14 protein-coding genes are annotated in these 18,387 nt (G+C 63.6%); 3 read left to right on the top strand and 11 right to left on the bottom strand.

Annotated features, from left to right (window positions below; genetic code table 11):
- Positions 1-122 precede the first annotated feature (122 nt).
- Positions 123-2,843: a preprotein translocase subunit SecA gene (secA, locus tag J1C48_RS05140; protein WP_207256723.1), complete on the top strand. Its 2,721-nt coding sequence runs from the start codon at positions 123-125 to the stop codon at positions 2,841-2,843.
- 714 nt (positions 2,844-3,557) lie between these two features.
- A complete protein-coding gene (locus tag J1C48_RS05135; RefSeq protein ID WP_207256722.1) occupies positions 3,558-5,840 on the top strand; it encodes a putative bifunctional diguanylate cyclase/phosphodiesterase in 2,283 nt (760 codons plus the stop codon).
- A 136-nt stretch (positions 5,841-5,976) separates the two neighbouring features.
- Here J1C48_RS05135 and J1C48_RS05130 read toward each other — a convergent pair whose 3' ends face one another.
- The 3 genes from J1C48_RS05130 to J1C48_RS05120 all read right to left on the bottom strand — a co-directional run bounded on the left by J1C48_RS05130 (position 5,977) and on the right by J1C48_RS05120 (position 9,323).
- Positions 5,977-7,890: an acyl-CoA thioesterase gene (locus J1C48_RS05130; RefSeq protein WP_207256721.1), complete on the bottom strand. Its 1,914-nt coding sequence runs from the start codon at positions 7,888-7,890 to the stop codon at positions 5,977-5,979.
- Between the two features lie 387 nt (positions 7,891-8,277).
- Positions 8,278-8,802 (bottom strand): ankyrin repeat domain-containing protein, encoded by a 525-nt coding sequence (locus tag J1C48_RS05125; protein WP_207256720.1) that lies wholly within the window; start codon positions 8,800-8,802, stop codon positions 8,278-8,280.
- 26 nt (positions 8,803-8,828) lie between these two features.
- Complete coding sequence (locus J1C48_RS05120; RefSeq protein WP_207256719.1) at positions 8,829-9,323, bottom strand: hypothetical protein; 495 nt, start codon at positions 9,321-9,323, stop codon at positions 8,829-8,831.
- On the opposite strand from J1C48_RS05120, the gene J1C48_RS19240 reads away from it, so the two are divergent.
- Complete coding sequence (locus J1C48_RS19240) at positions 9,219-9,458, top strand: hypothetical protein (protein WP_369413339.1); 240 nt, start codon at positions 9,219-9,221, stop codon at positions 9,456-9,458. The genes J1C48_RS05120 and J1C48_RS19240 overlap by 105 nt on opposite strands.
- Before the next feature lie 160 nt (positions 9,459-9,618).
- Here the strand turns inward: J1C48_RS19240 and J1C48_RS18865 are convergent, their stop codons facing one another.
- The 8 genes from J1C48_RS18865 to infB form a co-directional block, all read right to left on the bottom strand.
- Positions 9,619-9,888: a hypothetical protein gene (locus J1C48_RS18865; protein ID WP_425523484.1), complete on the bottom strand. Its 270-nt coding sequence runs from the start codon at positions 9,886-9,888 to the stop codon at positions 9,619-9,621.
- A gap of 30 nt (positions 9,889-9,918) precedes the next feature.
- Positions 9,919-10,257: a P-II family nitrogen regulator gene (locus tag J1C48_RS05110; RefSeq protein ID WP_207256904.1), complete on the bottom strand. Its 339-nt coding sequence runs from the start codon at positions 10,255-10,257 to the stop codon at positions 9,919-9,921.
- 592 nt (positions 10,258-10,849) lie between these two features.
- Positions 10,850-11,815: an alpha/beta hydrolase gene (locus J1C48_RS05105; protein ID WP_207256718.1), complete on the bottom strand. Its 966-nt coding sequence runs from the start codon at positions 11,813-11,815 to the stop codon at positions 10,850-10,852.
- Positions 11,816-11,865: 50 nt separating this feature from the next.
- On the bottom strand, positions 11,866-12,954 hold the full coding sequence (gene corA / locus J1C48_RS05100) for a magnesium/cobalt transporter CorA (protein ID WP_207256717.1): 1,089 nt from the start codon (positions 12,952-12,954) through the stop codon (positions 11,866-11,868).
- A 167-nt stretch (positions 12,955-13,121) separates the two neighbouring features.
- Positions 13,122-14,108 carry a tRNA pseudouridine(55) synthase TruB gene (truB, locus tag J1C48_RS05095; protein ID WP_207256716.1) on the bottom strand — a complete coding sequence of 329 codons (987 nt, stop codon included), beginning with the start codon at positions 14,106-14,108 and terminating at the stop codon, positions 13,122-13,124.
- Positions 14,108-14,545 carry a 30S ribosome-binding factor RbfA gene (gene rbfA, locus J1C48_RS05090; RefSeq protein WP_207256715.1) on the bottom strand — a complete coding sequence of 146 codons (438 nt, stop codon included), beginning with the start codon at positions 14,543-14,545 and terminating at the stop codon, positions 14,108-14,110. The genes truB and rbfA overlap by 1 nt, the downstream gene beginning before the upstream one ends.
- Before the next feature lie 629 nt (positions 14,546-15,174).
- A complete protein-coding gene (locus tag J1C48_RS05085; protein ID WP_207256714.1) occupies positions 15,175-15,471 on the bottom strand; it encodes a hypothetical protein in 297 nt (98 codons plus the stop codon).
- Between the two features lie 24 nt (positions 15,472-15,495).
- Positions 15,496-18,333: a translation initiation factor IF-2 gene (gene infB, locus J1C48_RS05080; RefSeq protein ID WP_425523487.1), complete on the bottom strand. Its 2,838-nt coding sequence runs from the start codon at positions 18,331-18,333 to the stop codon at positions 15,496-15,498.
- Positions 18,334-18,387 lie beyond the last annotated feature (54 nt).

Genomic DNA, 18,387 nt, shown 5'->3' with positions numbered 1-18,387 from the left:
AGCCGCCTTCCGCTGAGATTGCAGGCTCCCGACCTCGCCACGATCTGCCGGGACGGCGGCCGTGGCCGACGTTCGAACGGTGGCGTGGCCTCGCACGAAAAAGCATTCGGAAGGACCCTTTTATGGTCAGTTTTGGCGGGCTTGCCCAGAAGTTACTGGGGTCGGCGAACGATCGCGTGGTCAAGCGATTCCAGTCCCGCATCCGGGCGATCGCCGCGCTGGAAGACGAAATGGCGGCGCTCTCGGACGCGGCGCTGATCGCCAAGACCGACGAGTTCAAGGCGCTTCTGGCCGGCGGCAAGTCGGTGGACGATATTCTGGTCCCGGCTTTCGCGGTGGTCCGCGAAGCCGGCAAGCGTGTTCTCGGCATGCGTCACTTCGACGTCCAGATGATCGGCGGCATGGTGCTGAATTCCGGCGCGATCGCCGAGATGCGGACCGGCGAGGGCAAGACCTTGGTCGCCACCCTCGCCGTTTATCTCAACGCGCTGGAAGGCAAAGGCGTCCACGTCGTCACCGTCAACGACTATCTGGCCTCGCGTGACGCCGAGTGGATGGGCCGGATCTATCGCTTCCTCGGCCTCACCGTCGGCATCGTCGTCCACGGCCTGACCGACGAGGAGCGCCGCGCCGCCTATCAGTGTGACGTCACCTACGCGACCAACAACGAACTCGGCTTCGACTATCTGCGCGACAATATGAAGTATGAGCGCGAGCAGATGGTCCAGCGCGGCCATCACTACGCGATCGTCGACGAGGTCGATTCGATCCTCATCGACGAGGCGCGCACGCCGCTGATCATCTCCGGCCCGCTCGACGACCGCTCCGATCTCTACAAGACCATCGACGGCTTCATCCCGAAGCTCGACAAGGCCGATTACGAGCTCGACGAGAAGCAGCGCACGGTGACCTTCACCGAGGATGGCACCGAGAAGCTGGAACGGCTGTTGGAAGCCGCCGGCCATCTCCACGGCTCCTCGCTCTACGACATCGAAAACGTCGCCATCGTTCATCACGTCAACAACGCGTTGAAGGCACACACGCTGTTCCAGCGTGACAAGGACTACATCGTGCGCGGCGACGAGATCGTGCTGATCGACGAATTCACCGGCCGCATGATGCCCGGCCGGCGCTATTCCGAAGGTCTGCATCAGGCGCTCGAAGCCAAGGAAGGCGTCACCGTCCAGCCGGAAAACCAGACCTTCGCCTCGATCACCTTCCAGAACTACTTCCGCATGTACAAAAAGCTGTCCGGCATGACCGGTACCGCGCAGACGGAAGCGGCTGAATTCGGCGACATCTACGGCCTCGACGTCATTGAGATCCCGACCAACCTGCCGATCCAGCGCATCGACGAGGACGACGAAGTCTACCGGACCTTCGACGAAAAGTTCCGGGCGATCTCGAAGGAAATCCAGGCGGCGGCCGCGCGCGGCCAACCGATCCTCGTCGGGACCACCTCGATCGAAAAATCCGAGCTTCTCGCCGATCTTCTGCGGCGCGACGGCGTCAAGGACTTCCAGGTCCTGAACGCCCGCTATCACGAACAGGAAGCCTATATCGTCTCTCAGGCCGGCGTGCCCGGCGCGGTGACGATCGCCACCAACATGGCGGGCCGCGGCACCGATATCCAGCTCGGCGGCAATGCCGAGATGCGGATCGAGCGCGAACTCGCCGACATGCCGGAAGGGCCGGATCGCACCGCCAAGGAAGAGGCGATCAAGGCCGACGTGAAACGTCTGAAGGCTGCGGCGCTCGAAGCCGGCGGCCTCTATGTGCTGGCCACCGAACGCCACGAAAGCCGGCGCATCGACAACCAGCTGCGCGGCCGTTCGGGTCGCCAGGGCGATCCCGGCCGGTCAAAATTCTATCTCTCCCTGCAGGACGATCTGATGCGGATCTTCGGATCCGATCGCATGGATTCGATGCTAACCAAGCTCGGCCTCAAAGAGGGCGAGGCGATCATCCATCCGTGGATCAACAAGGCTCTGGAAAAGGCGCAGAAAAAGGTCGAGGCGCGCAACTTCGATATCCGCAAGAACCTGCTCAAATACGACGACGTGATGAACGACCAACGGCGCGTCATCTTCGATCAGCGGATCGAGGTGATGGACGCCGAGGATCTCGGCGAAACCGTCGCCGGCATGCGTGAAGAAACGATCGAAGCCCTGGTCGCCCGTCACATTCCGGAAAAGGCCTATCCGGAACAGTGGTCGACCGAGGAGCTGAAGCTCGAGGTCGAGGAAATCCTCAATCTCGACCTGCCGATCCCCGAATGGGCGGCCGAGGAAGGCATCGACGAGACCGATGTGCGCGAGCGCATCATCCAGGCCGCCGACGCCGCCGCGAGCGAAAAGGCGGAGCGCTTCGGCCCCGAGGTGACGACCTACGTCCAACGCTCGATCGTGCTGCAGACTCTCGACGCTTTGTGGCGCGAACATCTGGTCAATCTCGACCATCTGCGCTCGGTGATCGGCTTCCGCGGCTATGCCCAGCGCGATCCGCTGAACGAGTACAAGTCCGAGGCCTTCGAGCTGTTCCAGGCGATGCTCGGCAATCTGCGCGAACGCGCGACCAGCCAGCTGATGCGGGTCGAACTGGTCCAGCCGGACGAGCAGGTGATGCCGCAGGCGCCCGCGGTTGAAGGTCACCATCTCGATCCCGACACCGGATACGACGAGATGGGCGGCGGCTTCTATCCAACCAGTGCCCTCGGCCAACCGGCCAATCGTTCGACGCTCGATCCCAGCCGGCCGGAGACCTGGGGCCGCGTCGGCCGCAACGAGCCCTGCCCATGCGGCTCGGGCAAGAAGTTCAAGCACTGCCACGGCGCCTTCGTCTGACGCCACCAACGTCGCCAGCGGACCCAACACCCCGTGGCGGAGGATGGCGGCCCACCGGCCGCCATTATTTTGCGTTGGCGCTCGCCGGTCACGAGGCGTCGTCCCCTTTCCGAAGAGAATCGAACGAAAACGGCTCTGCTTTGTCTGAGCCCACTGCGCCAGTCTGCCGATCGCCGGCGACCGAATTCGGTGAGGCGCATCGACCTGCTCGATGACCGGCAGCACACTTTCGTGACCATCAAAATATGTTGCCCGCGCCATAATAACGTCAGCGTCACGGCGTTTTTGGATTTTCAATGTGTGCTGGTGTTGTCGTGCGCCGTCGCGTTGCAAGGTTTGCCTACCCGAAACGGCATCTCACCCGGCGCGTTCCAAGCGTCCGCCGGCGCGGTTCGAGCGTCCGTCTGACGTCATGACCGCAACCGCACAAGGCGATACGGCGTGTCACCGGTCGCGAAAAACGATTTCTGTCTCGCATCGATTCCAATAGCCCCTCGGCGGCCTCATGTATATTCATAGATGCCACCAGATGGTGTAAGATAGTGCCCCGAATTTCCCATTGGTAAACAAAAAAGTTAGCTTATCTCGTTTTCGGTCTCTTAAGGCTCCTTGGCTATCATGACGCAAATGTCCTGACCCTCCATGTCCGGAATGTTGAAGAATTTGGTCTCTTTTCGCGGCGCGCGTAGTTGGCCTGCCAGCAGCAGGGAAAAGTTGGAAAAGGTTTGGCTGGATCAGCTCGACCTTTCGTTGCGCCTTGCGCCGTTCACGATCTTGACCGGCGTTTCGGTCTCGATCGTCGTCTGCTTCTTCTTCTGGGAGCGGCAGACCATGACCTATCTGGTCGGCCAGGAGCTGGCCGTTGCCGGCCTCGGCGCGTTCGGTCTCGCCGGCTGCGTGGCCTGGCGCAAAGATCGGCTGCTGGCTCGCGGGGTTTGCGTCGGGACGATCCGCCGGCGGCTGATCATCATCGCCGCTCTTGGCGGCATCACCCTCGCCTCGATCCCGCTGATGCTGTTCGAAGCCGCCGGCGCGGAAGGCCGGCTGCTGATTGCCTCGACCTGCGCCGGGCTCATCGCCACCGGAATCTGTATCGGCTTCGTCCCGGCGGCCGGGCTGGTCTATTCCGGCGGCATCATTGTCGGCTCCTTTGTCGCCCTGGCGCGGACGGGAGAAGATTTCTATCTGATCGTCGCCGTTCTATTGACGATCTACACGTGCTTCATCGTGATCACGATCGTTCAGATCAGCCGGCTGGTGAGCCTGCGAGCGATCGTCCAGATCGATCTCGATCGGCAGCGCGAGTTAAGCGGACTGCTGCTGAACGATTTCGAGCAAAATGCCAGCGACTGGCTCTGGGAAACCGATGCGGCAGGGCTGATTCGGACCCCGTCCAACCGCTTCGCCGAGGTCACCGAGCTCGCCCGCGCCGAGCTTCAGGGCCTGCCCTTCATCAAGCTGTTCACGCCCGTCGATAGTGAGCCGGTCGACTCCGAGCAGCGGCTGCGCCTGGCGCTGGCGGAGCATCGACCATTTCGGCGCCTGCGCATGCCCGTGATCGTCGACACCGACAGACGGTGGTGGTCGCTCACCGGCAAGCCGATCCACGACGCCGACGGCGTCTTTCTCGGCTTTCGCGGCGTTGGCTCGGATGTCACGCTCGAACACGAGTATATCGCCCGGCTGAACTATCTCGCCAATCACGACGTCCTCACCCGCCTCGCCAATCGGCGCCATTTCGAGGAAATCGTCAGCGAAGCGGAGACCCGCCTTGCCGCCGGCCAACCCGGTGCCGACTACGCCGTTCTGTGTCTCGATCTCGATCGCTTCAAGCAGGTCAACGACACCTTCGGCCACAGCGTCGGCGACGAGTTGCTGCGGCAGATCGGCAAACGGCTGACGGCGTTCAGCGGCCCCGACCGGACCATCGCCCGCTTTGCCGGCGACGAATTCGCGCTGCTGCATGCCGACAGCACGCTGACGGCCAATGCCGATCTTGCCGAGCGGATCGTCGCCAGCCTGCGCCAGCCCTATATGATCGAAGACCTCTATCTCAACATCGATGTCAGCATCGGCATCGCCATCGCGCGCATGCCGACCAGCGCGCTGGAGATCCTGCGCCAGGCTGATGCCGCGCTCTACCGAATGAAGAGCGCCGGCGGCGGCAGCTATCGCGTTTACGATCCGAGCATGGACGAGCACAAGGAAGAGCGCGCGACGCTGATGGGCGAGTTGCGCGGGGCGCTCGAGCGGGGTGAGTTTACCCTGAGCTATCAGCCGATCGTGCTGTCGAAAACCGGCAAGTTACACGGCTTCGAAGCGCTGATGCGCTGGCGCCATCCGGTGCATGGGCCGGTGCCGCCCAACGAATTCATCGCTCTTGCCGAAGAGACCGGCACCATCATCGCGCTCGGCGAATGGGGCCTGTTCACCGCGTGCTGTTTCGCCGCCAGCTGGCCCGATCGCTCGCTTTCGGTGGCGGTCAACATCTCCACCGTTCAGATCCGCCACACCGATCTTGTCGATCTCGTCTCCCGTGCACTTGCCGTCTCAAAGCTTGAAGCCTCCAGGCTGGAACTGGAGATCACCGAGACCGCCTTTCTCGCCGCCAACAAGGAGACCAGCGCGACTCTACAGCAGCTGCGCGAACTCGGCGTGCGCCTCGCGCTCGACGATTTCGGCACCGGCTATTCCAGCCTGAGCTATCTGCGGGAACTGCCGATCGACAAGATCAAGATCGATCGCAGCTTCATCATCGACCTGCCGCACAAGACCTCCGATGTCAGCATCGTCAAAACCATCGTGGAGCTCGGCCGGACGCTGAAAATGACGACAATCGCCGAGGGTGTGGAGACCCGGGCGCAGCTCGACTGTCTGCGACAGATTGGCTGCCCCGAATTGCAGGGCTATCTCTTCGGCCCACCAGCGGACGAACACTCGACGCTGGCGCTGATCAAACAAAGCGACCAGCGGCCGGTATCGCTTGTCGCCGGATAACCCGCCGTCCAGCATCGGTCCGGACATCGGAAGCGATTTTGCGCAAGCGCGATGCGTCGATGCAATCAGGTGGGCGCCCTTTGTGCGTCCTGTCGCACGCCCGGCGCGCGAGCCGTCCAGCCGCCATGGCGTTCCGTCAAACCGCCTGACGATCCTGTCGTTTGACCCCATCCGAACGGCTTTCGGGCGCGCCGGAAGGCCAGAAGGGCAGGAAGCCGCGGATGATGTCGACCGGAATGTCGAGCGGCCGGAAACTGTCGCGGTCGACGAACATCAGCGACTGCTCGCCACGCCCAAGCAGGCCGTGACGGTCGCTGATGATCTCATGGCCGAGGGTGACGAATTTCCGATTGTGGCTCGCGATGCGGATGCGGATCGTCGCCGGCTCGAACTCGGCGATCTCGCGGCGAAAATCGTGGGTGAAGGAGCGCGTCAAAACGTAATAGCGCGTCGTCTCCAGATCGAATTTCGGCATGCAGGCGGAAAAGAACAGCTCGCGGGCCTTGCCGACCCAGCGGATGTAATTGGCGAAATAGACGTTCCCGACGGAATTGGTGTCGTCATAGGTCGGCGTCACCTGCATGACGAACCACTGTCCATCGAAGCCGGAGCTCGGCGCGAGATTGCGGTTTTCGGCCCGGATCGAAAGGCCGCTGATCGGCACCGTCCCGACCGCGTTTTCATCGACATCGCCGGCATCAAGGCTTGTGCTTGGCTTGCCTTCGGCGCCGATCGGGCGATCGGCCTGCGAGGCGCCGACCACCGGCGGTGAGTCGGCCAGATCGACCGCGCCCATCGCCCGAGACCTAGCGACGAGTGTAGTCAACGGCTGAAACGCCCCGAGCAGCGCGATCGCCGTCGACAGCGGGATCAAGCCCGCAATGCCCTCGCGATAACCGATGAAGAACACCATCGCCGCCGCCAGACCGACGAGATACTGATAGACCGGATCAAACGCCACAGGCGTCTTCATCGAGGCTGCGATCAGGCAAATGATCGCGCCGACGAGCAGCGTCGCATAGGGCATCATGTAAGCGGTCTGCGACAGATCGAGGCTTTGCATCGCCGAAACGGCGGCAACGGCCACGACCAGCAGCCAGATCGGTGACGCGGCCGCCGACGCCGGCACGAAGGCGAGCGCCGGGTGCAGGCTGTTGGTCAGGAGCGAGCGGAAATACCAGCGGATCGCATTATAAAAGCTGTCGATTGTCGAGACAGCGGCGATCGCCGCCCAGATCACGAAGGCGGCCGCGGCAATCCCTTCGCTGCCTGCGCCCAATCGCGCCGCAACCGAACTCTGCGCCCCCAGCGCGCCGTCGGCGGCGACGATGACGTTGGCGCCGGCCATTTTCGACAAGATCGCATTGGCAGTCAAAAGCACCAGAAAGAGCGCACCGGCGGCGAGATAAGCGATCGCCGGCGATTGCCCTGAGCGGCGGATCTCGATCGCCCGCTGCCATTGCTGGAGATCCCCCCAGGGGCCGAGCGCGAAACCGACAAGGGTCGGCAACAAAAACGCCCAGACGGACTGGGTATCGGTCGCCGTCATCGCCGCTTTCGGCACGTGGGCGCCCGGCATGAACAGCATGACGAGCGCGATCGCCACGATCGCCACGGCCAGATAGACGCCATGGAACAAGCGCAGTCTGACCAACGACAAGCGATGCCCGATCACACAGCCGGCGACGACGACCAAGCCCGAAAGGGCCACCGTCAACATCGGGCCACGGCCCGGAAACATCAGCGGCCAGAGATAGGCGCTAAGCGAGTAAAGGGTGATCGCCACCGCGGCCACCTGGTAGAGCGCAAACAGCGAAACGAAACGCGTCTTCACCTTTGCAAACAGCGCTTCGGGATCACGCCCGCCTGCGCCAAGGATACAACCGAAAGCGGCAAGGCCGCACGAATTGGCGAGCGCGAAGATCCAGAAGCCGGGCCATCCTTGCAACCAGACGATATGCATCGAATAGAAAAAGCCGAGCCCCCACATCCAGGAAAGGGCGATTGTGGGCGACCAACTCAGGGACTTGGCGAACAAAAAACGCGACATGGCCGGGGCATCCCTCAAAATCGCAACAATAAGCTTAACAACTTTAGTTTAAATTTTAACGAGTGTAATGCAATTCCTCGCCGAGGCTGCGCATAGTTGTGGATGAAAGCCGTGCTGAAGATCAGGTTCGGACACGAATTCGGCACAATATTCGACTTTTACGTGCATTTCGTCGCGCGATCGCTAAACCTCAAGGTGTCCCAATGTCGCACCACGCGAAGCCGCGAGAGGCGCGGGATTTGCTGTCGCGCGCCGACAGCGAGAGCCGGCGATGGCGCAAAAACGCGCCTCTCCGCGACGGCCCAACCGTCAGCCGGGGAGCGCCGACGCGCCGCGCTGCCCGCGCCAATCCCGCCGAGCGAACGCGGTCTGCCTCGCACGCCGGTCTTAACCCTGCCTGCGACGCAAGGATGCGAGCCGCTCGCGGGCCTCTTGCGCCCCCATCGCGACGGCCGCCGCTTCGGCCGTGACGCCGTCCGGCGTCGAACGATCGATTTGCGCGCCATTTTCGACCAGCAGATCGATGATCGCGACGCGGTTGAACATCGCCGCCGTCATCAGCGGCGTCCTGCCGTCACCGCCGGCTCCATCCACCGCCGCGCCATGATCCATCAGCAGCCGAGCGATGGCGGTTTCGCCCTTGAAGGCAGCGCCCGCCAGCGGCGTCTGACCGCGATCGTTACGCCGCTCCGGATCAGCCCCGCGCGCCAAAAGCAGCGCGCTTGCCTCCCAATGGCCGTGATAGCTCGCGAGCATTAACAGGCTGTCGCCCTTGGCATTGGTGAGATCAACCGGCAGCCCGGCATCGAGAAACGCCGCCAGTCCCGCCGTATCTCCCGTCCGCGCAGCTTCGAAGACGCGGCTGGCCAAGGCTTCCATGGCGGCCTGCTCTTCGGCGGTGAAATGAGACATCCCGTTCGTTCCCTTTCGATCAAATTTCAGGAAAACTGGCCGAGTAGCGGCGGCGAGACCGCATAACTTTGCGGAAGCGGATTGATCGCGGAAAAGGCTCCTTGGCGCAAACTGACCTGCCGCCGATCCTTCATCCAGCGGCGCGCTACAGCATCGGCCTGAAAATTGGAATCGATTTTCGGCAAAGCACGATGCGTCGACTCAAAGGGTTGGAGCGACCTTTCTGCGTCCGATCGGATGCAGGGCGCTCTATTACGCCGCCACCGCGCGGGCCGTCCTTTCAAAGCTAGCCTGCCTGAGACCGGCATCAAACCACCATCGCCGCCAAGCGCCTTCCTGACGACGAGTGGCTGATCGTCGCTACCAACACGGGCCAGGGCGAAAGAGCCTTGCGCACCTATCGCAAGCGCTGGGGCATCGAGTGCCTCTTCGCCGACCTCAAGCGGCGCGGCTTCAACCTCGAAGACACCCGCCTCACTTACTGCTCCAGACAAGCTCGCAACGCTGCTCGGCGTCCTCATTCTCGCACTCGTCTGGGCCTATCGATGCGCCACCGACCTCATGGGCAAAAAAGCCATCAAACCAAAGGCACACGGCAGACGCGAAAAGTCATGATTCCGCCTCGGCCTCGACACCCTCAGGAGATCGCTCTTTAACGACCCCGAAAGGCAACCCAAGCATGGCTCAGAACATGCCCAAAACTCCCGCAAAATCGCTGAGTCGCGCACTGTCGCGCCCGATAGGACGCAGGGCGGATCTAATCCAAGGTGGAGGAAAACTCAGTGGCAGGACATTCCATGCCGCTTGAGTCATGCGTCATTGCATGGAAACGGCCCTGGAGCGGACGAGACCGGCTTCGAGCAGAGCAAAGCCGGCCGCCATCCACCAGACGAGAAAGCCACCGATGAGAAAGAGCAAAGTGTTGAAGAGAAAGGCAACTTCAGGGCTTGATGCGCCGGAAGCGGCAGCTGGGGCGCTTGACCCCACAGTCTCGGCAGCCGCCGGTGCAACATCCTGAACCAGGACCGCTGTCGCGGCCAGACCGGCTGTGAGGCCGGCGGCAAACATCACTGTCTTGAATGCCAACAGTCGGTGGTTCTCCTGATCTGTCGAACGTCAAAGCGCGTTGGCGTCGGTCTCTCCGGTCCGGATCCGCACCGCCTGGTCGATGCCGAAGACGAAGATCTTGCCGTCGCCGATCTGTCCGGTCTTCGCCGCCTGCTGGATCGCGTCGACCGCCTGGTCGACCATGTCCACCGGCACCGCGACCTCGATCTTCAGCTTGGGCAGAAAGCTCACCGCGTATTCGGTGCCGCGATAGATCTCCGTATGCCCTTTCTGGCGGCCGTAGCCCTTGACCTCGGTGACGGTCAGCCCCTGAATCCCGACGCCGGTCAGCGCCTCGCGAACTTCATCCAGCTTGAATGGCTTGATGATCGCCATCACGATTTTCATGTTCACCTCGAATCTTGGGCGGCATCGCGCGTCGACGCCGTGTTGAACCGCTTTCCGTGACGGACGAACCATCCGGACGGTAACGATAGCTCTAGATTCAAGGAGCGTGCCAAATGCCGCATCAGGCACGCTGCCTTGATAAAATGCCGGATTTGCGGGTTCGGCCGACCGTCAATCACGACGGTAACGGCATTTTTCTTCGGATATCTGCTTAATTTATAAGCAAATGATGTCTTATTAGGCACTTAGCAACAAGACGAGGCGCCGTCTCTCCCCGCCCGAGCGTCACCCCATCCAAGCGACGTTGGGACCGCCCGGTGACAGCGCAACCGTCGTGGCGCTGAGCCGCGAGCTGCGCGCGCGATTCCGGCAAACATCAATTCAAAGGGATCCGCACCCGAGCGACCAAGGTCCAGCGGATGGGCAAGCGGGGCCGACCAGGCGATCGGCGACGCACCGGCATTGTACACGGTCAAATAGGAAGGACGGGAAGAACTCGTAATCCGTCGCTTCAAAACGAAATGTCTGACAGTCAAACTTTGGTTTCGGCCGCTTTCACGAAAATATCTATCGATAGTCAATCATTACGACCTTACGGCATCGAACAAGAGAGCGGGCTTTCGTGACATGAGCGCGCGAGAAATTCTGAAATTGCGAGTCTGAGATGCGATCCGGCCTGGATCCAACCGGCCATTTGCAAAATCCCGTGGATCGTTCCGTCGATACGCCGTGCCTCGACCGCGATGCCGGCCTCGATCAGCCGCGCCGCGAAGGCCTCGCCCTCGTCGCGCAACGGATCATGCTCGCAGGTCACGATCAGCGTCGCCGGCAGGCCCGATAGATCCGGCGCCAGAAGTGGCGAGACCTCGGGCCTTGCGCGCGCCGCCGGATCGGGGACGAACAGCCCGTTCTCATAGGCGAGCGATGCCTCGGTCATGACATGGCCGGACTCGGTCTTCAGCGAAGCGAAGGGCCGATCCGGCCGCAGATCGGTGTTCGGATAGAGCATCACCAGCGCGGCCGGCAGGGCCGCGCTGGCATCGCGAAGCGACAGGGCAACGACGGCGGCAAACAGCCCGCCGATGGAGTCGCCGCCGATCGCAACCCGCGCCGGATCGCAGCCGAAATCCTTGGCCTTCGCCATCAGGGCTTTCGTGGCGGCGATGCAGTCCTCCTGCGGTGCCGGCGAAATATGTTCAGGGGCAAGACGATAGTCGATCGAAGCGACGAGGCGGCCGGTCGCCTGCGTCAGCTGACGCATCGCAACGTCGTGACTGGCGAGCGAACCGGCCATCGCCCCGCCGCCGTGATACCAGACGAGCATCGCCCGGCCGCCATCAGCGGGCCGATAGAGACGCACCGGGATCGGCCCGACGGGGCCATCGACCTCGATCATTTCGCTGCGGATGTCGGCGGGCGGCTCACCGGAATAGTCGGCAAGCGAGCCGGTCATCGCCCGCGCCTGAGCCAATGTCTGGGCTGGATCGCGGGGCTCGACCTGCACCGCCTTCTTGCGGGCGAGATCGTCGAGAACGGTTTGGGCGTCGGGGCTCAGCATGGTGGGACGATCCAGGTCGCATGACGATAGCAGGCGGAAACCTTGCCGGCTCAGATCCAGCGCTTCCTGCGGAAGAACAGCAAGAGACCGCCGGCGATCACCGCCATCATCGTCAGCGCGATTGGATAGCCGATCGGCGACTGGGTGAGCGGCATGTTCCAGACCGATTTGCTCGGATCGAAATTCATGCCCCAGACACCGGCCAGAAAGCTCAAGGGGATGAAAATCGTCGAGACGATGGTCAAAAGATTGATCACCTCATTGGTCTTGGCGGCCGACAAGGTCATATGCAGATCGATCAGCCCGCTTGCCGTTTCGCGATAGGTGTCGTTGAGGTCGACCAGCTGGTCGCAATGATCCTGGACGTCGGCGAAGTAGATCTTGGTCTCGGTGGTGAGAAACGGCCGGTCGAGGCGCAGGATCGCGCTCAAGGCGTCGCGGGTCGGCCGCAGATAGCGGCGCATGACGAAGAGCTCGCGCCGCATGGCGTGAAGCTCGGGCACCTGAACGGCGTCGATGTCGCCGAAGATCGCGTCCTCGATCGTGTCGAGCCGCGTCCCATGGCCATCGACCACCGGGAAATAGGCGTCGACCACCGCGTCGATCAACGCATAGGCGAGATAGTCCGCTCCGCCGCTGGACAGGCGGGGGGCGCCCTTGTCGATCCGCTTGCGCACCGGCGCGAAGGCGTCGCCCGCCCGTTCCTGGAAGGTGACGACGAAGCCGGTGCCGAAGAACAAGGCGAGCTGCTCGCCCTCTCCGCCGGCCAGCATGCGCAAGACGACGAAGGCGTAGGTCTCATAAACCTCGCATTTCGGCCGCTGATCGGTGTTGACCACGTCTTCGAGCGCCAGCGGATGCAGGCCGAAGGCCGCGCCGATCTGCTCGACCAAGGCGATGTCGGCGAGACCGGTACAGTCGAGCCAGAGCTTCGGACAGGTCTCGCGCAGCGCCAGCGCTTCGACCAGTGTGCAGCCCTCGAGGCGCTTGGCCGCGCCATCGCCGAGGCCGATCGCCGTCAGGCGCGACTGGGAGGCCTGCGGATCAGCAACGAGTTGCCCGGGCGGCGCGCCGATCGCCGATCGCTTGGCGGCCTCGCGTTTGCGCTTGCGCTTGTTGTGGCCGGTCAGATCAATCATGCGGCGCGCCGGTTCTATCCGTTTATCCGTCGGACAAGTCGAAGCTCATTCCGGGACGAAGAAGGGACAGGCGGCGCAGAGGTTCCAACACCCATGACGGTGCCGCAACTGAAAACGGCCTGCGCCCTGGCGAATGCAGCACGAGGGATGCCGGAGCGGCCATTCGGTCACCCGCGGCCGCCAAACACCCGCTTCGGCTTGAACGAGCCCTCTTCGATCGCCCCGAGCGCGATCAGCCGGCCGTGGCCGGTGGCGAACGCCTCCTCGCAAAAGACCGGCGCGTCGCGGCCTCTGAGGATCACCGGATTGCCGGAGAGCACGCGGCTCGCCTGCTCGTCCGAGAGCATCACCTCGTAAAGATCGGCCAGTGCGGTCTCGGCCGGCACCAGATACTCATCGAGCGGCTTGAAATCGACGACGCGGGCCTTCACCCCGGCCTCGACCGCCTCGGCGTCCAGCGTCTCGCGCCCCTCTTCGGCCGCCTCGAGCAACTCGTCCAGCGGCACCATGTCGTCTTCCGCAAAGGCTCCGACCGAGATCCGCCGCAGATCGACGACATGGCCGAAGCAGCCGAGGTCGCGGCCGAGGTCACGAGCGATCGCCCGCACATAGGTGCCCTTGCCGCATTCGGCCTCGAACACCGTCGTCTCGCCATCCGGCTCCTCGACGATGTCGAGCCGCACCACCTCGACGGTACGCGGCGCCATCTCCACCACCTCGCCGTCGCGGGCCAGATCATAGGCCCGCTCGCCGCCGATCTTGATCGCCGAAAAGGCCGGCGGCACCTGGGTGATCTCGCCGACATAATTCGGCAAAATCGCTTCGATCGCGGCCCGGTTCGGCCGCAGCTCGGAGGTCTTGGTCACCGGGCCCTCGGTGTCGTCGGTGGTTGTCTCGGCGCCCCAGCGCACGGCAAAGCGATAGACCTTGCGCCCGTCCATGATGAAGGGCACGGTCTTCGTCGCATCGCCGAACGCGATCGGCAGCATGCCGGAGGCCAGCGGATCGAGGGTTCCGGCGTGGCCCGCCTTCTGGGCGAAATACAGCCATTTCAGCTTGCTCACCGCATCGGTCGAGCCCATGCCCTTCGGCTTGTCGAGCACCATCCAGCCATTCACCGGCCGTCCTTTCGGCTTCTTGCCGCGCCGCGCCATCAGTCGTTGTCTCCATTGTCGTCGCCCGCCCGCGCTTCGCCGTCCTCGTCGGGATCGAGGTCGCGCTGGACCTCTGGCGACTTCAACAGCGCATCGATGCGGGCGAAATTGTCGAACGAGGTGTCGGGGCGAAACCTAACCTCGGGCATGTATTTCATCCCCCTCAGCGCCGGGGTCAGGCGGCCGCGGATGAAGCGGGCATTCTTGTTGAGGGCGGCGACAAAGGGGTCGGCGGCGTCCTGGCCGAGGACGGTGACATAGGCCGTCGCGATCTTCAGATCCGGCGACATCCGCACCTCGGAGACCGAGACCACGGCGCGCTCGAGCAGCGGATCGCGGATTTCGCCGCGCTGGAAAATCTCCGTTAACGCGTGTCGAACCTTTTCGCCGACCGACAGCATGCGCTGCGAAGGCGCGGATGAAGATGAGCGGGCCATGATGGCACCCCTTGCTTTGTCTCGGCGCCCCGAGGCGCCGAATGCGGCCAGAGGGCTTATCGTTCAATCAGAGAATGACGCAGGCTCGCTCGAAATCGAGCCTCGGCAGCCGCTCCTGACCGGCGCAGTGACCGATGTCGCAGGCCGTGCTTATGCGCCAGTTCCTACAGCATCGGCCCGAAAATCGGAATCGTTCAGGAAGAACGCGAATCAAGCCGGCGAGGAATGACCGCTGGTCGCACCCATAGAGGTGAGATCGTCGCTGGCAGGAATCCGCGCCTCGGACACAGCATCCTCGTCCAAACATGCTCGCTGCGGACACCGTGGCATAACCTGTCGAGGAGCGCTGCTGCAGCGCGACAAGAAACGAGGAACTGCAGACGCTCGGCTACGACCTCAGGTCACGCTCCAACAACCGTATGATGATTTCCTGCTGTGCCTCGATACGGTCCACGCGATATCAAGATCGTTCAGAAGTTTCTGATGGGCGTTCTGATTACGAACGATGCGTCCGACCAGCTTTTCACAATTGAAAAGATTGACGGCAAACCGAATGGTACGATCTCGCGCTGCCTTTCAGGTTGTCACCTCATCCAACTTTTTTGAAGGCACATCATCATCGTCACTCGTCAGGCGACAACTTCGATCTGCCGCCCTGGCGCGATCGAACGAGCAAGATCCTCCTCGATTTCGTCGAGTTCGAGGTTCCAGTTCGCGACATGATGCTCGAGGTTCTCGGAGATCGCGTCCAAGGCATTCCAAAGCTCACGCTGACCAAAAAGATCTGCCTCGTCCGAGCTCTCTCTTGCTCCTTGCAGAGAGACCTCGGGCGTCGTTTCGCCGAACATCGCCGCAAACAGTTTCTCTTCGGGCGTCATCAAGCTTCGAGCACCAATCATATCCTCGCGTGCTGCATCGCCAACCATCGAACGTCTCCCTTTCCGCTGACCTTACAGCGTCCGTGCGACGTGTTCGACGCGGAAGCACTCGATGACGTCGCCCTGGCGAATATCCTCGTAGCGCTCGAACGCCATGCCGCATTCCTGACCGCTCTGGACCTTCTGCACTTCGTCCTTGAAGCGCTTGAGGGTCTTGAGCGTGCCCTCGTGGATGACGACGTCGTCGCGGATGAGGCGCACGCCGGCCCCGCGTTCGACCTCGCCCTCGGTGACGAGACAGCCGGCAACCTTGCCGACCTTGGTGATGTTGAACACCTCGCGGATTTCGGCATTGCCGATGAAGGTCTCGCGCCGCTCCGGCGACAGGAGGCCCGACATCGCATCCTTCACGTCATCCACCAGGTCGTAGATGATGTTGTAGTAGCGGATCTCGATTCCATCGCGCTCGGCCGCTTCGCGGGCCTGCTTGTTGGCCCGGACGTTGAACCCGATGATCGCGGCGTTGGAGGCGGCCGCCAGCGAGATGTCGGACTCGGTGATCGCGCCGGCGCCCGAATGGACGATGGTCGCCCGAACCTCGTCGGTGGAGATCTTCTCCAGCGAGCCGATGATCGCCTCGATCGAGCCCTGCACATCGCCCTTGATGAGCAGCGGGAACTGCTTCAGCCCGGTGTCCTGCAGCTGCGACATCATCTGCTCGAGCGAGCCGCGCTGGCCGGCCGACTTCGCCACCTGCTTCTCGCGGGCGAGACGCTGGCGGTATTCCGAAATCTCGCGGGCCTTGGCCTCGTTCTCGACGACGGCGAAGCGATCGCCGGCCTGGGGCGTACCTTGCATACCGAGGATCTCGATCGGCATCGACGGGGGCGCGTCCTTGAGCTGGGCGCCCTTGTCGTCGACGAGGGCGCGCACGCGGCCCCATTCGTCGCCGGCCACCACGATGTCGCCTTGCTTCAGCGTGCCGGTCTGGACGAGGACGGTCGCGACCGGGCCGCGTCCCTTGTCGAGCTGCGCCTCGATGACGACGCCCTCGGCGGTGCGCTGCGGATCGGCCTTCAAATCGAGAATTTCGGCCTGCAGGAGAACCGCTTCGAGCAGCTTGTCGAGACCGGTGCCCTTGGTCGCCGAGACCTCGACATCGAGAACCTCGCCGCCCATGGATTCGACGAACACCTCGTGCTGCAGGAGCGCGTTGCGCACCTTGGCCGGATCGGCGCTCGGCTTGTCGATCTTATTGATCGCCACCACGATCGGCACATTGGCCGCCTTGGCGTGATTGATCGATTCGATCGTCTGCGGCATCACGCTGTCATCGGCGGCGACGACGAGAATGGCGATATCGGTCGCCTGCGCGCCGCGGGCACGCATCGCGGTGAAGGCGGCGTGGCCCGGTGTATCGATGAACGAGATCTTCTGGCCATTCTGCTCGACCTGATAGGCACCGATATGCTGGGTGATGCCGCCGGCTTCGCCGGACACCACCTTGGTGTGGCGGATCGCATCGAGCAGCGAGGTCTTACCGTGGTCGACATGGCCCATGATGGTGACGACCGGCGGACGCGACTGCAGCTTTTCCGGATTGTCCTTGACCCCGAAGATGCCTTCTTCGACATCCGACTCCGCCACGCGGTTGACCGTGTGGCCGAATTCGGTGGCGATCAGCTCGGCGAGATCGGCATCGATGATGTCGCCCGGTTTCATCATCTGCCCCTCTTTCATGAGGAACTTGATGACGTCGACGGACCGCTCCGACATGCGGTTGGCGAGTTCCTGAATGGTAATCGTCTCTGGAATAACCACTTCGCGCGCAATCTTCTCTCGCGGCTGGCTTTGCTGCGAGCGTTTGAACTTTTCCTGCCGGCGACGGATCGACGACAGCGACCGGCTGCGACCGCCCTCATCGGCGGTCAAGGCCTTATCGAGCGTCAGCTTGCCGCGGCGGCGACCATCGTCACGATCCGGGCGAGCCGGCTTCGGCGCCTCGCCGGCCGCACCGCCGCGCGGGCTGCGCCGCGGGCTGCTGGCGCTGCGGCGCGCGCCCTCCTCGTCTTCGCCGGCCGGACGACGACGGCCCTCGCCGCGCTCGGCCCGCGCCGCCGCGACCTCGGCATCGATCTGCGAAATCGGCGCGGCATCCTTGCCAGGCGTGGCGGTCGGCTTGTTGCTGCGGCGGGTGGCCGCATCACTCTCGGCCTTGCGCCGTGCTTCGGCCTCCGCCTCGAGACGCGCCCGCTCCTCGGCCTGACGGCGTTCAGATTCCTCGCGCTCGGCGCGGCGCCGCTCGTCCTCGGCAATGCGGCGGGCTTCTTCCTCCTGGAAGATCCGGCGGGCCTCGGCCTCGCGCTGCTTGGCAAGCTCCAAGGCCCGGCGGCGGGCATCCATTTCCCGCGACGACAGATCGGAGAGCACAGCACCGCGGGGCTGGCGCTGGCCATTGCCGGCGGCAGGCGCGCCGCCTCTGCGATCGTCGCGGCCGCCGGAACGGTTGGCGCCCCGATCGCCGCCACGCTGATCACGCCCCCCGCGATTGCCGTCACGGCCTCCATCGCGACCGCCGTCACGGCCGCCTTCGCGGCCTCGAGGCGCCGATGACGGCTGGCCCTGGCCCGATCGTTGCGGCGCGGCCGAAGCCGCAGGGGCCGCTGGCGTCTGCGGCTGTGCCGGGACGGCCGCCTTCGGCGCGGCCGCTTCGGCGAGCGGCGCCTCGGCAAGCGGCTCGGCGGCAAGTGCCGGCGCAGCCTGGGTCTCGACGACCGGCGCCGCCGTGGCTTCGGCCGCCGGCGCCGGCGCAGCATCAGCCGCGGCCTCTGCGGGTGCGGCCTCTGCGGCCGGCTTCTCGCCGGGCTTCGGACCGAACTCGATCGGCTTCGGCTTGCCGCCGGTGTTCAGCGGCGGCTGGGCCGGCGCCACGCTTGGCGTCACCGCAGCTGGGGTCGCCGGAGC

Source organism: Jiella flava (genome assembly GCF_017349315.1).
Taxonomy (GTDB): Bacteria; Pseudomonadota; Alphaproteobacteria; order Rhizobiales; family Rhizobiaceae; genus Jiella; species Jiella flava.
The sequence above is the reverse complement of the archived record's forward strand: the minus strand, read 5'-3'. Positions and strand labels throughout refer to the sequence as shown.